The sequence below is a fragment of the Pontimonas salivibrio genome, assembly GCF_002950575.1.
Taxonomy (GTDB): domain Bacteria; phylum Actinomycetota; class Actinomycetes; order Actinomycetales; family Microbacteriaceae; genus Pontimonas; species Pontimonas salivibrio.
On the sequence record NZ_CP026923.1, the window covers coordinates 708,114 to 724,162 of the forward strand.

12 protein-coding genes are annotated in these 16,049 nt (G+C 58.9%); 7 read left to right on the forward strand and 5 right to left on the reverse strand.

The window, feature by feature from the left end:
• Position 1: 1 nt before the first annotated feature.
• Positions 2-688 (reverse strand): copper resistance CopC family protein, encoded by a 687-nt coding sequence (locus C3B54_RS03690; RefSeq protein ID WP_104913298.1) that lies wholly within the window; start codon positions 686-688, stop codon positions 2-4.
• Positions 689-811: 123 nt separating this feature from the next.
• Between C3B54_RS03690 and clpX the strand changes: the two genes are divergently transcribed.
• Complete coding sequence (clpX, locus tag C3B54_RS03695) at positions 812-2,080, forward strand: ATP-dependent Clp protease ATP-binding subunit ClpX (RefSeq protein WP_104913299.1); 1,269 nt, start codon at positions 812-814, stop codon at positions 2,078-2,080.
• A gap of 40 nt (positions 2,081-2,120) precedes the next feature.
• Here clpX and C3B54_RS03700 read toward each other — a convergent pair whose 3' ends face one another.
• From C3B54_RS03700 to C3B54_RS03715, 4 genes are all read right to left on the reverse strand, one after another.
• Positions 2,121-2,330, reverse strand: coding sequence for a hypothetical protein (locus tag C3B54_RS03700; protein WP_158665510.1), 210 nt, complete (start codon positions 2,328-2,330; stop codon positions 2,121-2,123).
• Complete coding sequence (locus C3B54_RS03705; RefSeq protein WP_158665511.1) at positions 2,327-2,788, reverse strand: GNAT family N-acetyltransferase; 462 nt, start codon at positions 2,786-2,788, stop codon at positions 2,327-2,329. Before C3B54_RS03705 ends, C3B54_RS03700 begins: the two co-directional genes overlap by 4 nt.
• A complete protein-coding gene (gene valS / locus C3B54_RS03710) occupies positions 2,785-5,364 on the reverse strand; it encodes a valine--tRNA ligase (RefSeq protein WP_104913302.1) in 2,580 nt (859 codons plus the stop codon). The genes C3B54_RS03705 and valS overlap by 4 nt, the downstream gene beginning before the upstream one ends.
• Positions 5,365-5,461: 97 nt before the next feature.
• A complete protein-coding gene (locus C3B54_RS03715; protein ID WP_104913303.1) occupies positions 5,462-6,076 on the reverse strand; it encodes a TetR/AcrR family transcriptional regulator in 615 nt (204 codons plus the stop codon).
• A 75-nt stretch (positions 6,077-6,151) separates the two neighbouring features.
• On the opposite strand from C3B54_RS03715, the gene C3B54_RS03720 reads away from it, so the two are divergent.
• The 6 genes from C3B54_RS03720 (at position 6,152) to C3B54_RS03745 (ending at position 16,039) form a co-directional block, all read left to right on the forward strand.
• Entirely contained in the window at positions 6,152-7,813 is a 1,662-nt protein-coding gene (locus tag C3B54_RS03720) for an ABC transporter substrate-binding protein (RefSeq protein ID WP_104913304.1), read from the forward strand.
• Positions 7,814-7,884: 71 nt separating this feature from the next.
• Positions 7,885-8,808, forward strand: coding sequence for an ABC transporter permease (locus C3B54_RS03725; protein WP_245867996.1), 924 nt, complete (start codon positions 7,885-7,887; stop codon positions 8,806-8,808).
• Between the two features lie 38 nt (positions 8,809-8,846).
• The gene (locus C3B54_RS03730) at positions 8,847-9,659 is read left to right on the forward strand and encodes an ABC transporter permease (RefSeq protein WP_104914249.1); all 813 of its coding nucleotides are present in this window, start codon (positions 8,847-8,849) and stop codon (positions 9,657-9,659) included.
• Positions 9,659-11,254 (forward strand): dipeptide ABC transporter ATP-binding protein, encoded by a 1,596-nt coding sequence (locus C3B54_RS03735; RefSeq protein WP_104913305.1) that lies wholly within the window; start codon positions 9,659-9,661, stop codon positions 11,252-11,254. The genes C3B54_RS03730 and C3B54_RS03735 overlap by 1 nt, the downstream gene beginning before the upstream one ends.
• A 193-nt stretch (positions 11,255-11,447) precedes the next feature.
• The gene (gene ileS / locus C3B54_RS03740; RefSeq protein ID WP_104914250.1) at positions 11,448-14,690 is read left to right on the forward strand and encodes an isoleucine--tRNA ligase; all 3,243 of its coding nucleotides are present in this window, start codon (positions 11,448-11,450) and stop codon (positions 14,688-14,690) included.
• Entirely contained in the window at positions 14,690-16,039 is a 1,350-nt protein-coding gene (locus C3B54_RS03745) for a bifunctional folylpolyglutamate synthase/dihydrofolate synthase (RefSeq protein ID WP_104913306.1), read from the forward strand. The genes ileS and C3B54_RS03745 overlap by 1 nt, the downstream gene beginning before the upstream one ends.
• Positions 16,040-16,049 lie beyond the last annotated feature (10 nt).

Below are 16,049 nucleotides of genomic sequence, written 5' to 3' on the forward strand. Positions count from 1 at the left end.
ACTAGTCTGCTTGGCGTGGCTTTCGCCTCGCAAACCAGTACACGAGCGCTGCGCCAATTCCGAGCGGGATCACAATTGAGGCGATCGTCGCCGGGCTGCCCCACCATGGATTAACGCTACCCGCGGCGGGTTCCGTCGCCGGTTGCGCCGATGGTTCGGACACTGAGGGCTCTGCTTCGCCAGAGCCAAGCTCTTGTGAAGGTTCTTCATCGGAGCCTGTTGATTCCAGCGGGTACACGGGCGGCTCGCCGCAGACGGGGGCTTGGGATTGCCCGGCAGCAGGAAGGTAGTCCTCCGGGCGTTCAAAGTCGAAGCCGTATTCTCCGGAGAGGGTGTGGCCATCGCCGGAGATGTACTGGTAGGTCACCGTGTAGGGCCCTGTGTCACCCAAGTTCGCTGAGGTGGACAGCGAAATTCCATCAACGGTGACGCAGCCATCGCCGTAGAACAATCCGGCTTCGTCGTTGACGATGATGGCAAACCCTGCAGAGTTTCCTCCCAAGTCGAGAAGTTCACCAGACGTGGTGATGATGATGTCGACAGGGTGATCTGAGACGCTCTCGCCCACACCAGGAGTGGTCTCAATCACTTGGTCATGAGCTAGGGCAGGAACGGCCGCCAACACCCACAGTCCCGTCAGCATTGCTGCGCTCAAGACCAGTGATGTGTGGCGCTGGGAGTGCTCCATGGTGGCCCCAGTTTAGGTCTGTGTGATTATCGACACTCTCAGCTCCAAAAACCCGGCCTCATCGGTGCAAACCGGTAGGCTTCCTACGAATTGGACTCCACAATTGAGCGGGGGCGGTCCACAATGGCGCGTGCAGGTGAGTCAGGCGAGCTTCTGAAGTGTTCGTTCTGTGGCAAGAGTCAAAAGCAGGTCCAGCAGTTAATCGCAGGACCAGGCGTATACATCTGTGATGAATGCGTGGAGCTGTGCAACGAAATCATCGAAGAGCGCCAAGCGGAGAAAACCACTGACAGCGTTGTCGATTTCGACCTGCCGAAACCCAAGGAGATTTTCGACTTCCTCGAGGAATACGTGATCGGTCAAGAGCCGGCGAAAAAGTCCCTCTCAGTGTCCGTCTACAACCACTACAAACGTGTCCGGGCGATTGCCCAGGGCAACGCCGAACCAGACGACGTCGAGATTCAAAAATCCAACATTCTGCTCATTGGCCCCACGGGATGTGGCAAAACCTACCTCGCCCAGACCCTCGCGAAACGGCTCAATGTGCCCTTCGCAGTAGCCGATGCCACGGCACTGACCGAAGCGGGTTATGTCGGAGAAGATGTCGAAAACATCCTCCTGAAGCTGATCCAGGCAGCCGACTATGACGTGAAGCGTGCCGAGACCGGAATTATCTACATCGATGAGGTGGACAAGATTGCTCGGAAAGCCGAGAATCCCTCCATCACACGCGATGTCTCAGGAGAAGGCGTTCAGCAGGCGCTTCTCAAGATTTTGGAAGGCTCTGTGGCCTCCGTCCCACCCCAGGGTGGACGCAAGCACCCCCAGCAGGACTTCATTCAAATCGATACCACCAACGTCTTGTTTATAGTGGCTGGGGCATTCTCTGGCTTAGAAGAAATCATTTCCCAGCGAGTCGGTCGACACGGCATTGGGTTCGGGGCGCCACTGCACACCAAGGGCGCCATCGAGGATATGTTCTCCGAAGTTCTGCCAGAAGATTTACACAAGTTCGGTCTGATCCCTGAATTCATCGGCAGGCTCCCGGTGGTGACCACCGTGTCACCACTGGATCGCACCGCACTGATGGACATTCTTGAGACGCCCAAAAACGCCCTCATTAAGCAGTACAAGAGAATGTTCGCGCTCGACGATGTGGAGTTGGAGTTCGAACAGGGAGCCCTTGAGGAAATTGCTGACCTCGCGGCGCTGCGTCAAACAGGTGCCCGCGGGTTACGGGCCATCTTGGAAGAAGTGTTGGGGCCGGTCATGTTTGATGTGCCCTCCTCGGACACAATCGCCCGAGTGGTCATCACCCGAGATGTGGTCCTAAAAAACGCTTCGCCGACAATCGTGCCGAAATCAGCGCGGCGTCAAGAAAAGTCGGCCTAACACTCCGACGTCACTCGTCTCCGGCATGACACGTCGTGAGTTAGTACTCCTCGGCGGAACCCTCCCGCAGGGTGGGGCCGCCATCTAAGGCCAGGACTGGCGAGCCTTCCAACCAGGTCAGAGTCCAACGTGCTGATTGGCGTTGCTCGTCGCTCAGGTCCGCTTCGGCCTGGGCGATTCGCTCCAGGAGTTCAGCCGAGGCCACCCGAGAAAAATCGTGACCCACATCAAAGCGACCACCCAGCATCATGGTGTGTTCCCTCCTTGTTCATACATCACCCAGTGGGTGAGTTGTGCGACATCGTCATAGAGGCGCCGTGCCCTGTGGTTGTCGGTGTCGGTAATCCAACGGATGCGACCGCCACCGTGCTCGGCCGAGAAACGATTCACTTCGGCGATCAGTATCCGGGCGATGCCCTGTGAGCGGTGCTGGGGGTCGACAAAAAGGTCGTCAAGAAACCAACTGGTCGACGCCGTGAAGGTGTCTCGTTGTTGTTGAAGGTGGGCAAAGCCCACAATCTTGCCCTCTGATTCGGCGACAAAACCCCATAGGGGAACGCTTGGGTCTAACAGCCAACCCCACAAGCCCTCATACACAGACTCGTCGAGTGTGGTGTTGTAGAAGGTGGCGTAATCGTCAAAAAGCCTGCGCCAGGCGGTGAAGTCCTCTTTCGCAATGGGTCGGACGGTTGCGGGTGTTGAGCTCACGCTTCGGCTGCCTCGCAGGCAATCAATTCGATGTCATCCGCAACACTCAGGTCAAGCTGTTCGATATGTCCGAGCGCCTGAAGATCAGCCGCCGCGTGAGCGAGAAGTTCAGGGGCAGCCAAAGAAACCCGTGTCAGGGGTGCCCGTTGTGAGAGGTGTCGGTCGGTTTTCGCACGGCGAATGACGATCAGCGCTTCGGAGGTCACCGCGTACACACCAGGGTGGGCGTTGTTGCCAAGGCCAAGCTCTTCCACCGTGGGCCACGCAGCCTGGTGAATACTGCCTTCGTGTTGCCAGCTCCACACCTCTTCGGTGGCGAAGGGAATGACGGGGGCGAAAAGCCTCAGCATGGCATCGAGTGCCAGCCCTAGCGCGCTAATCGCGCTCTGCTGTCCGGGGTTTCCCTCCTGTGCGCTGTCACCATCCGCGTAAGCACGGTTTTTGACCAGCTCGAGGTAGTCGTCACAGAAACTCCAGAAGAACGTTTCGGTGACTTCGAGGGCACGGGCGTGATCGAACTGCTCGTAGGCCGCCGTCGCCTGCTCAATCACGGAAGAAAGTTGGTGGAGCATGTCCAGATCGAGCGCTTCAGTGACCGCACCACCTTGGCCGGGGAACGAGTACGCAAACTTCGACGCGTTCAAGACCTTGATCGCCAGTCGACGGCCAATCTTGATGACTTTCGGGTTGTTGGGGTCAAATGCGGCGTCGGTGCCCAGTCGTGACGACGCAGCCCAGTAGCGCACAGCGTCGGAACCGTGGTCGTCGAGCATCCCTTGAGGGGTGACCACGTTTCCTTTGGACTTTGACATTTTTTTGCGGTCAGGATCGACAATGAAGCCCGAAATGCCGGCGTGCTTCCACGGCACGGTGCCGTGTTCCAATTCGGAGCGTAGCACCGTGGAAAACAGCCACGTACGAATAATGTCTTGGCCCTGGCTTCTTAAGTCGTAGGGAAAGACCAAGTCAAAAAGCTCCGGGTCTTCTTCCCAACCACCAGCGATTTGAGGGGTGAGGCAGGACGTCGCCCAGGTGTCCATGATGTCGGCTTCTCCGACAAACCCTCCGGGCGTGCCCCGCTGATCTTCGGTATATCCCGGTGCGGGCATTGAGGCGGGGTCGACCGGCAAGCTGGACTCATCGGGGGTGAGGACTTCTTCTCGTTGAACCTCGCCGTGTTCATCGAGTCGGTACCACACGGGGATCGGCACGCCGAAGAACCGTTGGCGGGAAATGAGCCAGTCTCCGCTCAACCCACCCACCCAGTTGTCGTAGCGCACACGCATAAAGTCGGGGTGAAATTCGACCTCTTTGCCCCGCTGAATCAAACGCGCTTTCAAATCGTCGTCTCTGGAGCCATTGCTGATGTACCACTGCCTGGTGGTGACAATCTCCAGGGGCTTGTCGCCTTTTTCAAAAAACTTCACCGGGTGGGTAATTGCTTCTGGCTCAGCCAGCAGGTCGCCCGATTCGCGCAACATGTCGACCATCTGAGCTTTTGCGGAAAACACTGTTTTGCCGACTAGTTGCTCATAGTGGGCCTTGGCGTCGGCGTCGGTGATGGCGTCAGGGATTTCCGCCAACACTCGACCATCGGGGCCCAACATGGGCCTGGTTTCCAGGTCGAGTTCTCGCCACCACACCACGTCGGTGACATCACCAAAGGTGCAGACCATGGCCAAGCCGGTGCCTTTATCTTGTTGTGCAAGGTGGTGAGCCTTCACGGGAACAGACACCCCAAAAAGTGGGCTGGTGACACTCTGGCCAAAGAGGTGTTGGTAGCGCTCGTCGTCGGGGTGAGCGACCAGGGCAACACAGGCAGGAATTAACTCGGGCCTTGTCGTCACAATGGTGACCGATTCGCCAGCACTGGGGCCGTGGAATCGCACCCGGTGGTAGGCAGCGGGCTGTTCGCGGTCTTCCAGTTCAGCCTGAGCCACCGCCGTACGGAAGGTGATGTCCCACAGAGTCGGCGCATCCGACTGGTAGGCCTCACCGCGTTCCAAGTTTCGAAGGAATGCCCGCTGCGCGGTGCGCTGTGAGTGGTCGTCGATTGTTCGGTAACTGAGCGACCAGTCAACCGAGAGCCCCAATGCCCGCCACAGGTCTTCAAACTGTTGCTCGTCCTCCACGGTGAGTGTTTCACACAGTTCTACAAAGTTTCGTCGGCTAATCGGCAACTGTTGGCTGTTCTTGCCCGCTTCACCGCGCTCATAGGGCGGCGTGAAATCGGGGTCGTAAGGCAGGGTCGGGTCGCAGCGCACACCATAGTAGTTCTGCACCCGCCGCTCTGTGGGCAGGCCGTTATCGTCCCAACCCATGGGGTAGAAAATCTCTTTACCTCGCATGCGCTGGTAGCGCGCTTGCAGGTCCATGTGGGTGTAGCTAAAGACGTGGCCAATGTGCAGACTGCCCGACGCGGTCGGTGGGGGAGTGTCGACCGAGAAGACACCCTCTGAACCCTTCGCGAGGCCCTGTTCCCTGTTGAACCGGTAAGTGCCCTCCTGATCCCAGTGTGTCGACCATGTCGCTTCGAGGCCTTCGAGTTGGGGCTTTTCAGGGATGGGGCGGGCCATATCGAGGACCTTTCACTATGGGCGGCACCGGGTGATCGTGCCTACTGGTTGCTCCATGCTACAAAACCTGCTCAGTGCTGTGCTGAGCGTGGCCGTGTTAGCTCCCTTCCGGTGTGAAGCCCTGGAGTACCGGCAACAGTGCGTCCGTGACGTAAAGGGGAAGCGAGCCTCTGGCTGTGCCCGCAGATGCCCACTCTTGAGCCGCCGCGACCGCAGCGGCAATCAATGCATAAGATGCTGCTCTCGCTCGGCTGGTGGGATGACCGGCTGCTTCCAGGAAGTCGGTGATCACGCGCGCGATGAGACTGAACCGGTTGAGCGCTGACGCCTGCAGTTCGTTGACGCTTCCGATCATGTGGTGTTGGGTCAGCGCGAACGGCACCTGATGAATCTGTAGTTGTGCTGCGAAGGACTCGAATGCTCCCACTACGGCCTCTAACCCCATTCGGGGTGACAGCCCTCCAGCGGAGCGTTGCGCTGCCCCTAATTGCTCGCGCAGTTGGCTGAGAGCCTGGTCTAACTCGACCCAGAACACGTCGCTTTTTGCCTCGAAGTAATTGAAAAATGTTGCCCGGCTCACACCCGCCCGTTGGGTGATGTCAAGGACGCTGGTGTCTGCATAGCTTTTTTCGAGAAATAAATCGAAGGCCGCATCTTGCAGCGTCTCCTGCGATGAGGCGGGAGGTCGACCTCGGGAGTGTGACGCTGCCATTAGATCCCCAATTTTTCTACCGAGTCTAAATAATGTAGCGTAAGGGAAAATTGTTGCGTAAAAGAAGGCGATTCCATGTCCACAGTCTCCCGCAGGACCCGTTCACTACTCTCCGTGGGGGCGTCTGCCGCCCTCGTGATTGGTCTGGGCGCTTGTGCCGCCGAGCCCAGCGGTGTCGAACAGGCGGGCGACGCAGCGTCTCGTTCCACCCTCACCTTCGCTATCGAGGGCGGCAATTTGAGCGCAGGGCACATGGACATTCACTCCAGCCAACTCGATGTTGCGGCGCTGGTGTTGCGCAACTCTTTTGACTCATTAGTAGCCCAGGACACGTCGGGCAATTTTGTCCCCTGGTTGGCCGAGTCATGGACAATCTCCGAGGATGAACTCCAATACACCTTCACGCTGCGCCAGGACGTCACCTTCCACGACGGAGAACCCTTCAACGCGGAAGCCGTCAAGGCCAATTTCGACCACGTCGTGGCGCCCGAGACAGCCTCCGCGCAGGCAGCCAGCCTGATCGGTTTCGCCGAAGAAGGCGGCTATTACGAAGGGACTGAAGTACTCAGCGAGTACGAAGTTGCGGTGAATTTCCGCCAGCCCTACGCACCCTTCCTGCAAGGTTTGAGTTTGCCCCAGTTGGGTTTCTACTCACCCAAAGTCTTGGAAGAGTCAGCTGAGGAATTGAAAGCGGGCGGACCGGGCATCACCGTGGGAACGGGGCCCTTCATCCTCCAGGAATACACCCCCGACCAAGAGCTTGTCTTCACCGCGAATCCTGACTACAACTGGGCTCCGGCACATTTCGAGCACCAAGGCCGGGCGGTATCGGATGTCCTCACAATCGCCATCGTTCCCGAAACAGCGTCGCGGGTTGGCGCCATCAATGCCGGTGATGTCGATGTCGCCGCCGACTTCACGCCAGACATGGCTGCTCAGGTGCGGGAAGGAGTTTCTACCTACTCGGTGGAAATGCCGGGAATTCCCTACTCCCTCTACATCAACGAAGGTCACGGCGTGTTCGCCGATGAACGCGTCCGAGAAGCTTTCAGCATAGGTTTTGACGCGGCGGACGCCATCGACAGTATTTATCTGGGGCAATTTAGCCGGGCGTGGAGCGTGTTGGGGCCCACAACTCCCAATGCCTACGACGAATCACTCGAGCAGTCGTGGCCCTACGACCCCGAAAAAGCCAATGAGTTGCTCGACGAAGCTGGTTGGACCGGCCGGGACGAAGAGGGCTACCGCACCAAAGACGGTGAACGCCTCAGCGCCCGCTGGATTGTCTACACACCGGTGCCGGATGACCGAGCGAGCCTCGCGAACTTCATCCAGTCAGACCTCCAAGACATTGGTTTCGAATTGGTTCGTGAGGTACTAGAGCCCGCTCAGTACATGGAGTTTTATGGCCCGCGCGAATTTGATGTTGCCGACTGGTCATTCTCAGGCCCTGACGCGGATGTGCTTCGCAGTCACCTTCAAACTGGCGGCTACCAAACAGTGTCAACGGTCAGTAAGCCCGAAATCGACCAGCTGTTGAGTGATGCAGTGGCTACTAGTGCACCCGAGGAGCGTGAACGGATTTACCAGCGCATCCAGCAGTGGAACGCGCAAAACAACCTGATTGTTCCGCTGTTTGTGCCCTCGGAAATCACCGTGGCAAGCGACACCGTGGAGGGCTTGGAGTTTGACCTTTACGGCCGCGCCTTGTTCTACGGTGCCATCGCCGGTCAGTGAGTCCGGGCGTCGCCCCCACCGCCACAGTGCCTCAGTCATGGGGCTCGTCTGCAAGGGCGCTTGGGTGGGCAGTGGCCCGGCGCCTCACCCGAGTGTTGGTGGTGGTTTGGGCCGCAGCAACAGTCGGCTTCATTGCGTTGATGGTTGTCCCGGGCGATCCGGTGGACATCATGCTGGGGGTCCAAGCACAGGTCTCTGATTCGGTGCGCGAACAAATCAGGGCGGACTGGGGAATGGATAGTCCCCCCTTTCTTCAGTATCTGGAGTACATGGGTCGTCTCCTGCAAGGCGATCTGGGTGAGTCCTATCAGCTTCGCTCTCCCGTCGTCGAGGTGATCTCTCAACAAATTGTTCCCACACTCCAACTCAGTGGCGCGGCAGCCCTCCTTGCAGGGGTGATGGCCTACTCCGCAGCACTGCTCGGGCGTGGCCAGAAAACAAAAAAGGTCATCTCGCTGGTGGAACTGGTGGTGATTTCTTCACCAACCTTCTGGATTGGACTCCTCCTCCTCGCCGTTTTCGCGTTCCAACTGGGCTGGTTTCCGGTCTTGTCGACCGCTGGTGTGGCCTCTCTCGTGCTGCCAGCACTCACCCTCGCTCTGCCAGTGGCCGGCATCATCAGCCAAGTACTGCGTCAAGGCCTCGACTCTGCTGAAGGGCAGCCTTTCGCAACAACCGCAAAATCTCGGGGGCTCACCCCAGCCATGTTGGTCTCACGCCACACCCTGCGCCACGCCGCGATGGACACGCTCACACTGAGCGGGTTCCTTGTCGGTTCACTCTTGGGCGGGACAGTCCTGGTCGAAACGGTCTTCGCTCGACCCGGTCTCGGGCAAGTCGTGATCCGCGCCATTATTGGCCGCGACCTGCCCGTCATCCTCGGCGTTATTGTCCTGTCAGCTATGGTCTTTGCTGTCATCAACTTGGTTGTTGATCTGAGCTACCAAGCGCTGGACCCCCGTTTACGTTCCTCCCAGGCGAAGGAGCGCTCGTGAGCTTTCTTGCTAGCGTCACCGCTGCGAAGGGTCGGTTCGTGAGAACCCGGGCGGTGCCTCCCAGTGTTGTACTGGCCGGGTTCGTGTTCGCACTGATTGCGGTGGCTGCTGTAGCTCCCTCGTGGTGGACTGGGCTGAGCCCACTTGACACTGACGCTGCTGCTGTGCTTCAACCACCCAGTAGTGCGCACTTTTTTGGAACCGACCAATCGGGGCGGGACGTGTTCTCTCGGGTCGTTCACGGCGCGAGATATTCCCTTTTCGTCGGTTTTGGCGCAACAGCGATCGCTCTCACCTTCGGTGTGTTGATCGGTGTGGGAGCTGCCTTGGCCCCCAAGGCCGTGGCAGCGGGACTGTCCCGCGGGGTGGATGTGTTGATGGCTTTTCCCGAATTTCTCTTGGCTTTGCTCGTGATTGCGGTCATGGGTACCGGTGAAGCGAGTATCCCTGTTGCGGTGGCTCTGGCTGCTCTGCCCGCCTACGCCAGGGTGGCGCGCTCAGAAACCCTGGTAGTGGCGAAAGCCGGTTACGTGCGAGCAGCCCGATTGTTAGGGTCATCGCCGGCGAAAGTGCTCATCACACACGTGATTCCCAACATTGTGGGCCCGCTGTTGGTGATGGCGACCATTGGGGTGGGCACCGCCATCGTCACCGCCTCCGGTTTGAGTTTTCTGGGGCTCGGCCCTCAGCCTCCCACCCCGGAATGGGGCATCATCCTCTCCGAGGGGCGCAACTTTCTGGCCACAGCGTGGTGGATTGCCCTCTTCCCAGGGCTTGCCATTGTTGCCACCGTGATTTCGGTCAGCACACTAGGTCGTTATCTACGCTCCCTCAACGAGGTGAAAATCTGATGACTAACCGTGTTCACCTGGAGCAGCTCACTGTGCAGTTTCCTGGTGGTTCAGCACCCGCCGTGGCTGACGTGTCGTTTGATATCGAGCCGGGAGAGTGTTTCGCCCTAGTGGGTGAATCGGGTTCTGGTAAAACCCTCACGGCTCTTTCTCTGCTGGGTCTCACGCCACCGGATGCGGTCGTCACTGCGAAAAGTCGGGTCATTGCGGGGGTTGAAACGCGCGAGTTCACCCAATCGCAGTGGCGCACGCTTCGGGGCACCCGGGTGGGTCTAGTGAGTCAGGATGCGTTGGTTTCGCTGGATCCGCTGCGAAGAATTGGTACCGAAGTCGGCGAAGTGCTCGATATCGCCCGCCCACGAGTGGAAGAGCACGTGCGAATGCAACAGGTGTTGGCCGCCTTAGAGCAGGCGGCGGTGTCCGAGCCCCACCTCAGGATGCAACAGTATGCCCATCAACTCTCTGGAGGGCTTCGGCAACGAGCGCTCATCGCGTCTGCAATTGCCGCAAAGCCAGCAATTCTCATCGCAGACGAGCCGACGACAGCCTTAGATTCCCTCAGCCAGGCACGCATTCTCGAACTCTTGGGCCAGTTGAAAGCCTCCGGAATTGCCCTGCTGTTGGTCAGCCATGACATTGCTGTGGTTCGCCAGATTGCCGACCGAATTGGCGTGATGCGACACGGTGAACTGGTCGAAAAGGGGCCCGCTGATGAGATCCTCACCGCACCACGGCATCCCTACACGCGAGAGCTACTCGATTTGGTACCCACCCTGAAAACTGGTGCTCCCAGGAACACCAGCCACGACGACCCTTCAGAGTCGCCCGTGCTTCTTGTGCGCGGGGTGAGCCGACACTATGCCACTGACGAGGGCGCAGTGTTTCACGCACTCCAGGATGTGTCCCTCCAGGTCTCTGCCGGTCGCACGCTGGGCATCGTGGGGGAGTCGGGTTCAGGAAAAACCACCCTTGCGCGGATTGTGATGGGAATTGACAAGCCGGATTCCGGTGACGTGGAGCTGATGGGTAAACCCTGGTCATCGGTGTCTGAGCGTCTGCAAAGACCACAGCGCGGGGCAATCCAACTCGTTGAGCAAAACCCTTACGACGCCCTGGACCCACGGTGGAGCGTCAAGAAAGTCATTGGCGAGGCGATACGCCTCGATGACACTCTCACCGATACACACCAGCGTTCCGCTCGCATGAGAGAACTTCTGGAGCAGGTGGGTTTATCTGAGGAGCTTTTGCCACGCAAACCCCACCAGCTGTCGGGGGGTCAGCGTCAGCGGGTGGCCATCGCTCGTGCGCTCGCCAGGCGACCCAGAGTGCTGGTGTGCGATGAGCCGGTCTCGGCATTGGATGCCTCTGTTCAGGCACAAGTTCTGCGCATGCTGGCTTCGCTACAAGAGCGCTTAGCCCTCAGTCTCATTGTGATTTCTCACGACCTGGGCGTCATTGCCCAGATGAGTGACGAAGTGGTGGTCCTGCACGAAGGTCGGGTTGTGGAATCGGGAAATTCCGCGAGCGTCATCACTGACCCGCAGCACCCCTTCACCAGGGAACTTCTCGCGGCCGCACCCGCGATGATGGCTTAAGATAAAGAGGTGTCGATCCGGCAATCACCGGGGAGCTACCGGAAGAAACCCCAGGTAGTGGGGGAGTAGAACCGGTCGGGAGGGCCCGTTAACGCCCAGCAACGAGTGGCCTGTTTCGATGGGCAAGTGGGGTGGTACCGCGCGGCATGCGCCCCCACACAAAATCACCGCAAGAATCGTTGTTGGGAGCCCCATGAAGTATCCGCGTCACAGAGACCACGCCGGAGTGAACCCTTCGCCGCGTTTTCCCGACATCGAACACGACGTACTGGCCTACTGGGCAGGTCACGACACCTTCCAACGCTCCATTGACCAGCGAGAAGGCTGCGAAGAGTGGGTGTTTTATGACGGCCCACCTTTTGCGAACGGTCTACCCCACTACGGTCACCTCCTCACCGGTTACGCCAAAGACCTCTTTCCCCGGTATTTCACGATGCGCGGCTACCAAGTGCACCGCCGTTTTGGTTGGGACACCCACGGCTTACCCGCCGAATTAGAAGCAGAACGACAGTTGGGCATCACCGACAAATCCCAAATTGAAGAAATGGGTATTGCCCAGTTCAACCAAGCCGCCAAAGAGTCCGTCCTTCGCTACACCGACCAGTGGCAGGAATATGTCACCCGTCAAGCTCGATGGGTTGACTTTGACAACGACTACAAAACTCTCGACATCACCTTTATGGAAAGTGTGGTGTGGGCGTTTAAAACCCTCTACGACAAAGGCCTGGCCTACGAGGGCTACCGGGTCCTGCCCTACTGCTGGCGTGACCAAACACCACTGTCCAACCACGAACTGCGGATGGACGACGACGTCTACCAACCCCGCCAAGACCAGTCGGTCACGGTGTCTTTTCCCCTTTACGGGGACACAGCCGACTCTCTGGGGCTCTCTGGGGTGCGGGCGTTGGCATGGACCACAACCCCGTGGACACTTCCCACCAATGCCGCGCTCGCGGTGGGACCAGACGTCGACTACGTCGTGGTGCCCGCAGGGCCAGTGGGTGCCGCCGATGGTGAAGGCGGTGAACGCCGACACGGCGCGCGTTACCTCCTCGCCCGGGACACTCTCAGCGCATACGCCAAAGAATTGGGTTACGACTCAGCAGAGTCGGCCCACGAGGCAATCGGCGAGACGTTTGCCGGGAGCCAACTGGGCGGTCTGCGCTACGAGCGACTGTTTGTCTACTACGCCGATGTGGAGACATGGGGTACCCAGAACGCCTGGCAGATTCTGGTTGCCGACTATGTCGCCACCGGTGAAGGTACGGGCATTGTGCACCAAGCGCCCGCCTACGGTGAAGACGACCAAATCACCTGCGAAAAAGCAGGAATCCCGCTGATTTTGTCTCTCGATGATGCGGGAGCGTTCTTGCCCCAGGTGAGCGACGTGGCGGGCGTATCCGTGTTTGAGGCGAATAAACCCCTCACCCAGTTGGTGCGCCAGGCCGGAAAGCTCGTCCAACAGCGAAGCTACGACCACTCTTACCCGCACTGTTGGCGCTGTCGAACCCCCCTGATCTACCGGGCGGTGTCGAGTTGGTTTGTGCGAGTCACCCAGTTTCGGGACCGGATGATTGAACTCAACGAAGACATCAACTGGGTTCCCGCGAATGTCAAACACGGCCAGTTTGGAAAATGGCTGGAAAATGCCCGGGATTGGTCGATTAGTCGAAACCGGTATTGGGGTTCGCCCATTCCGGTGTGGAAATCAGACAACCCCGATTTCCCCCGCGTCGATGTCTACGGTTCACTCGACGAACTCGAAGCCGACTTTGGGGTGCGTCCTGTTGACCTCCACCGCCCCGCCATCGATGAACTCGTTCGACCAAACCCCGATGACCCCAGCGGTCAGTCGATGATGCGGCGTATCCCCGATGTCTTAGATGTGTGGTTCGATTCCGGTTCGATGCCCTTCGCCCAAGTGCACTACCCCTTCGATAACCAGCAATGGTTTGATTCCCACAACCCCGCCGATTTCATCGTCGAATACATCGGCCAAACCCGTGGCTGGTTTTACACCATGCACGTGTTGGCCACCGCACTATTTGACCGCCCGGCGTTTTCTCAAGTCGTGAGCCACGGAATTGTCCTCGGATCCGACGGCAACAAAATGTCCAAGTCGCTTCGCAACTACCCGGATGTTTCCGAAGTGTTTGAGCGCGACGGCGCGGACGCCATGCGGTGGTTTTTGATGTCCAGTTCGGTCATCAGAGGGGGAAACCTCGTCGTCACCGAAGAAGGTATTCGAGAGGGCGTGCGGCAGTTCCTGTTACCGCTGTGGAGCACGTATTACTTCTTCAGCCTGTATGCCGGTGACTCGGAGGCGACCTGGCGCACCGATTCACCCCACACACTCGATCGCTACATCCTCGCGAAACTTCACGACACCGCCCAGGTTGTCACCGAACACCTCGACCACCTGGACAGCCCGTTAGCGGCAGCAGCACTGCGTGACTTCGCTGACGTGCTCACCAACTGGTACGTGCGGCGCAGTCGGGAGCGCTTCTGGGACGGAAGCGACCAAGCGGCAATAGACACCCTTTACACCGTGTTGGAAGTGCTCTCACGACTGGCAGCACCCCTCGCACCGCTGATTACAGAAGAAGTCTGGCGGGGGCTCACCGGTGGAGAAAGCGTGCACTTAACCGACTGGCCAGACGCTTCTCTGATTCCCTCAGACCCCACACTGGTAGACGAAATGGATCAGGTGCGAGGCATCGCCAGCGCGGGCCTGGCCCTTCGAAAAGCCCACCAACTGCGGGTGCGCCTTCCCCTACAGAAAATCACGGTCGTTGTCGATAACCCAGCCAGCGTTGAACACTACACAGAGGTCTTGGCCGACGAGCTCAACGTGAAAGAGGTCGACCTGGTGGCCCGCAGTGAGGACACCCTGGAGAACTTTGGCGTGACCAGGCGAGTAGTGGTTAATGCGCGGGCATTGGGCCCCCGCTTAGGTAAAGAAGTCCAAAGTGTCATTAAGGCCACCAAAGCGGGGGATTACACCTTCACCGGAGAGGGTCTTGAGGTCGCAGGGCACACCCTCCAGGAGGGCGAGTACGACCTCGTCCTCGACGTTGCCGAAGGCCACCACGCGGTCGAATTCGTCGGAACCTTCGGGTTTGTCCTCCTCGATACACACGTGAGCGAACCCCTTCGACAAGAAGGGTTAGCCAGGGACGTGATCCGAGTAGTCCAACAGGCCAGAAAAGATGCTGGGTTGGACGTCTCCGACAGGATTCACCTTGCCCTCGGCGGTGACCAGGCCACTCTCAGTGCACTCCAGGCCCACGGTGATTTGATTGCGACGGAGACTCTGGCCGCGCAGATGAGTGTGGGAGAGCTCCCGGAAGGCGCCCCGTCCAGCGAACATTCTGTGGGGGATGATTCCACGGTGCGAGTGAGTGTTGCCAGAGCCCACAGCGAAAGGCCACAGTAGTGACGGAGAGTTTTCGTGGGCAAGCCGACGAAGTGATTGCGGCGCTCTACCAACGAATCGGGGAGCGTGCGCCACAACCGAGGCTCTGGCCGACGAGGCGAGCGGTGGAACTCTTAGGAGACCCCCAACATATGTTTGGTGTGGTGCACATCACCGGATCGAATGGGAAAACCTCCACCGCACGAATGATTGAATCCATTCTGCGCGCCCATGGCTTGCGCACCGGGTTGATGACCAGCCCCCACCTGCAACGACTCAACGAACGCATTGTGGTGGACGGCCAGAGTGTCTCCGATGAAGCCTTGGTCGAAAACTACCGCGACATTGAGCCCTATTTGACCATTGTTGATGCCGAATGCGCTGCACGGGGTGAACCCGCCATGACGTTTTTCGAAGCGCTCACCGTGCTCACCTTCTCCTGCTTTGCCGACGCACCCGTCGACGTGGCGGTGCTGGAAGTCGGCATGGGGGGCGAGTGGGACTCCACCAACGTGGCCAACGCCGATGTTGCAGTCGTAACGCCCATTTCACTGGAACACGTCGAGTTTCTTGGGCCCACAATTCAAGACATCGCCAAAACAAAAGCCGGGATCATCAAACCCGCCAGTCACGTCGTCACTTCCCCTCAAGAAGCGGAAGTGATCGACATCATCGCGTCGGCTTGTGAACGTGATGAAGCTCCACTCAACGTGCTGGGTCGAGATTTTTTCGTTGTCGATAGTGTGCCTGCCGTCGGCGGCCAGGTCGTGGATATTCGAGTGAGTAATGGCGAATACCGTGGTGTTGCGCTACCGCTCTTGGGCTATCACCAAGCAGAAAACGCTGCGCTCGCCGTGGCGGCAGCTGAACAGTTCCTCGGCGGGGGAGAACACTCTCTTGCCAAAGAAGTTGTTGAGGAAGGACTGGGAGACTCCAAGAGCCCTGGGCGGCTAGAAGTGGTGGCGACCAGCCCCAGTGTCATCATCGATGCTGCCCACAATCCGGCTAGCGCCGAATCGCTCACTCGTGCGCTGATGCAGTCGTTTCAGTTCGACACCCTTGTGGTGGTCCTCGGGGTACTGAGCGATAAGGATGCCGAGGGCATTGTCGAAGCACTCGACCCGATTGCTGACGTGTTTGTGGTGACCCAATCTGAATCAGACCGCGCGGTCTCCGCTGAAGACTTAGCGGAGACTGTCCGCGCTGTGGCCGGACCGGATCGCACCTCGTGGCGAGAAAATGTCTCACAGGCACTTGAGTTGGCCCGCGAGCAGGCTGGCCCCACCGGCGGAGTGGTCGTCACCGGATCAATCACCCTCATTGGTGAGGTGAAGACCTGGGCCGGGGTAATGGCCGAGCGCGAATCATGAGTAGGGGTAC

Excerpts from the sequence above, each read along its gene's own strand:
- C3B54_RS03690 (WP_104913298.1), bottom strand. The coding sequence starts at position 688 with ATGGAGCACTCCCAGCGCCACACATCACTGGTCTTGAGCGCAGCAATG.
- clpX (WP_104913299.1), top strand. The coding sequence starts at position 812 with ATGGCGCGTGCAGGTGAGTCAGGCGAGCTTCTGAAGTGTTCGTTCTGT.
- C3B54_RS03700 (WP_158665510.1), bottom strand. The coding sequence starts at position 2,330 with ATGATGCTGGGTGGTCGCTTTGATGTGGGTCACGATTTTTCTCGGGTG.
- valS (WP_104913302.1), bottom strand. The coding sequence starts at position 5,364 with ATGGCCCGCCCCATCCCTGAAAAGCCCCAACTCGAAGGCCTCGAAGCG.
- C3B54_RS03715 (WP_104913303.1), bottom strand. The coding sequence starts at position 6,076 with ATGGCAGCGTCACACTCCCGAGGTCGACCTCCCGCCTCATCGCAGGAG.
- C3B54_RS03720 (WP_104913304.1), top strand. The coding sequence starts at position 6,152 with ATGTCCACAGTCTCCCGCAGGACCCGTTCACTACTCTCCGTGGGGGCG.
- C3B54_RS03735 (WP_104913305.1), top strand. The coding sequence starts at position 9,659 with ATGACTAACCGTGTTCACCTGGAGCAGCTCACTGTGCAGTTTCCTGGT.
- ileS (WP_104914250.1), top strand. The coding sequence starts at position 11,448 with ATGAAGTATCCGCGTCACAGAGACCACGCCGGAGTGAACCCTTCGCCG.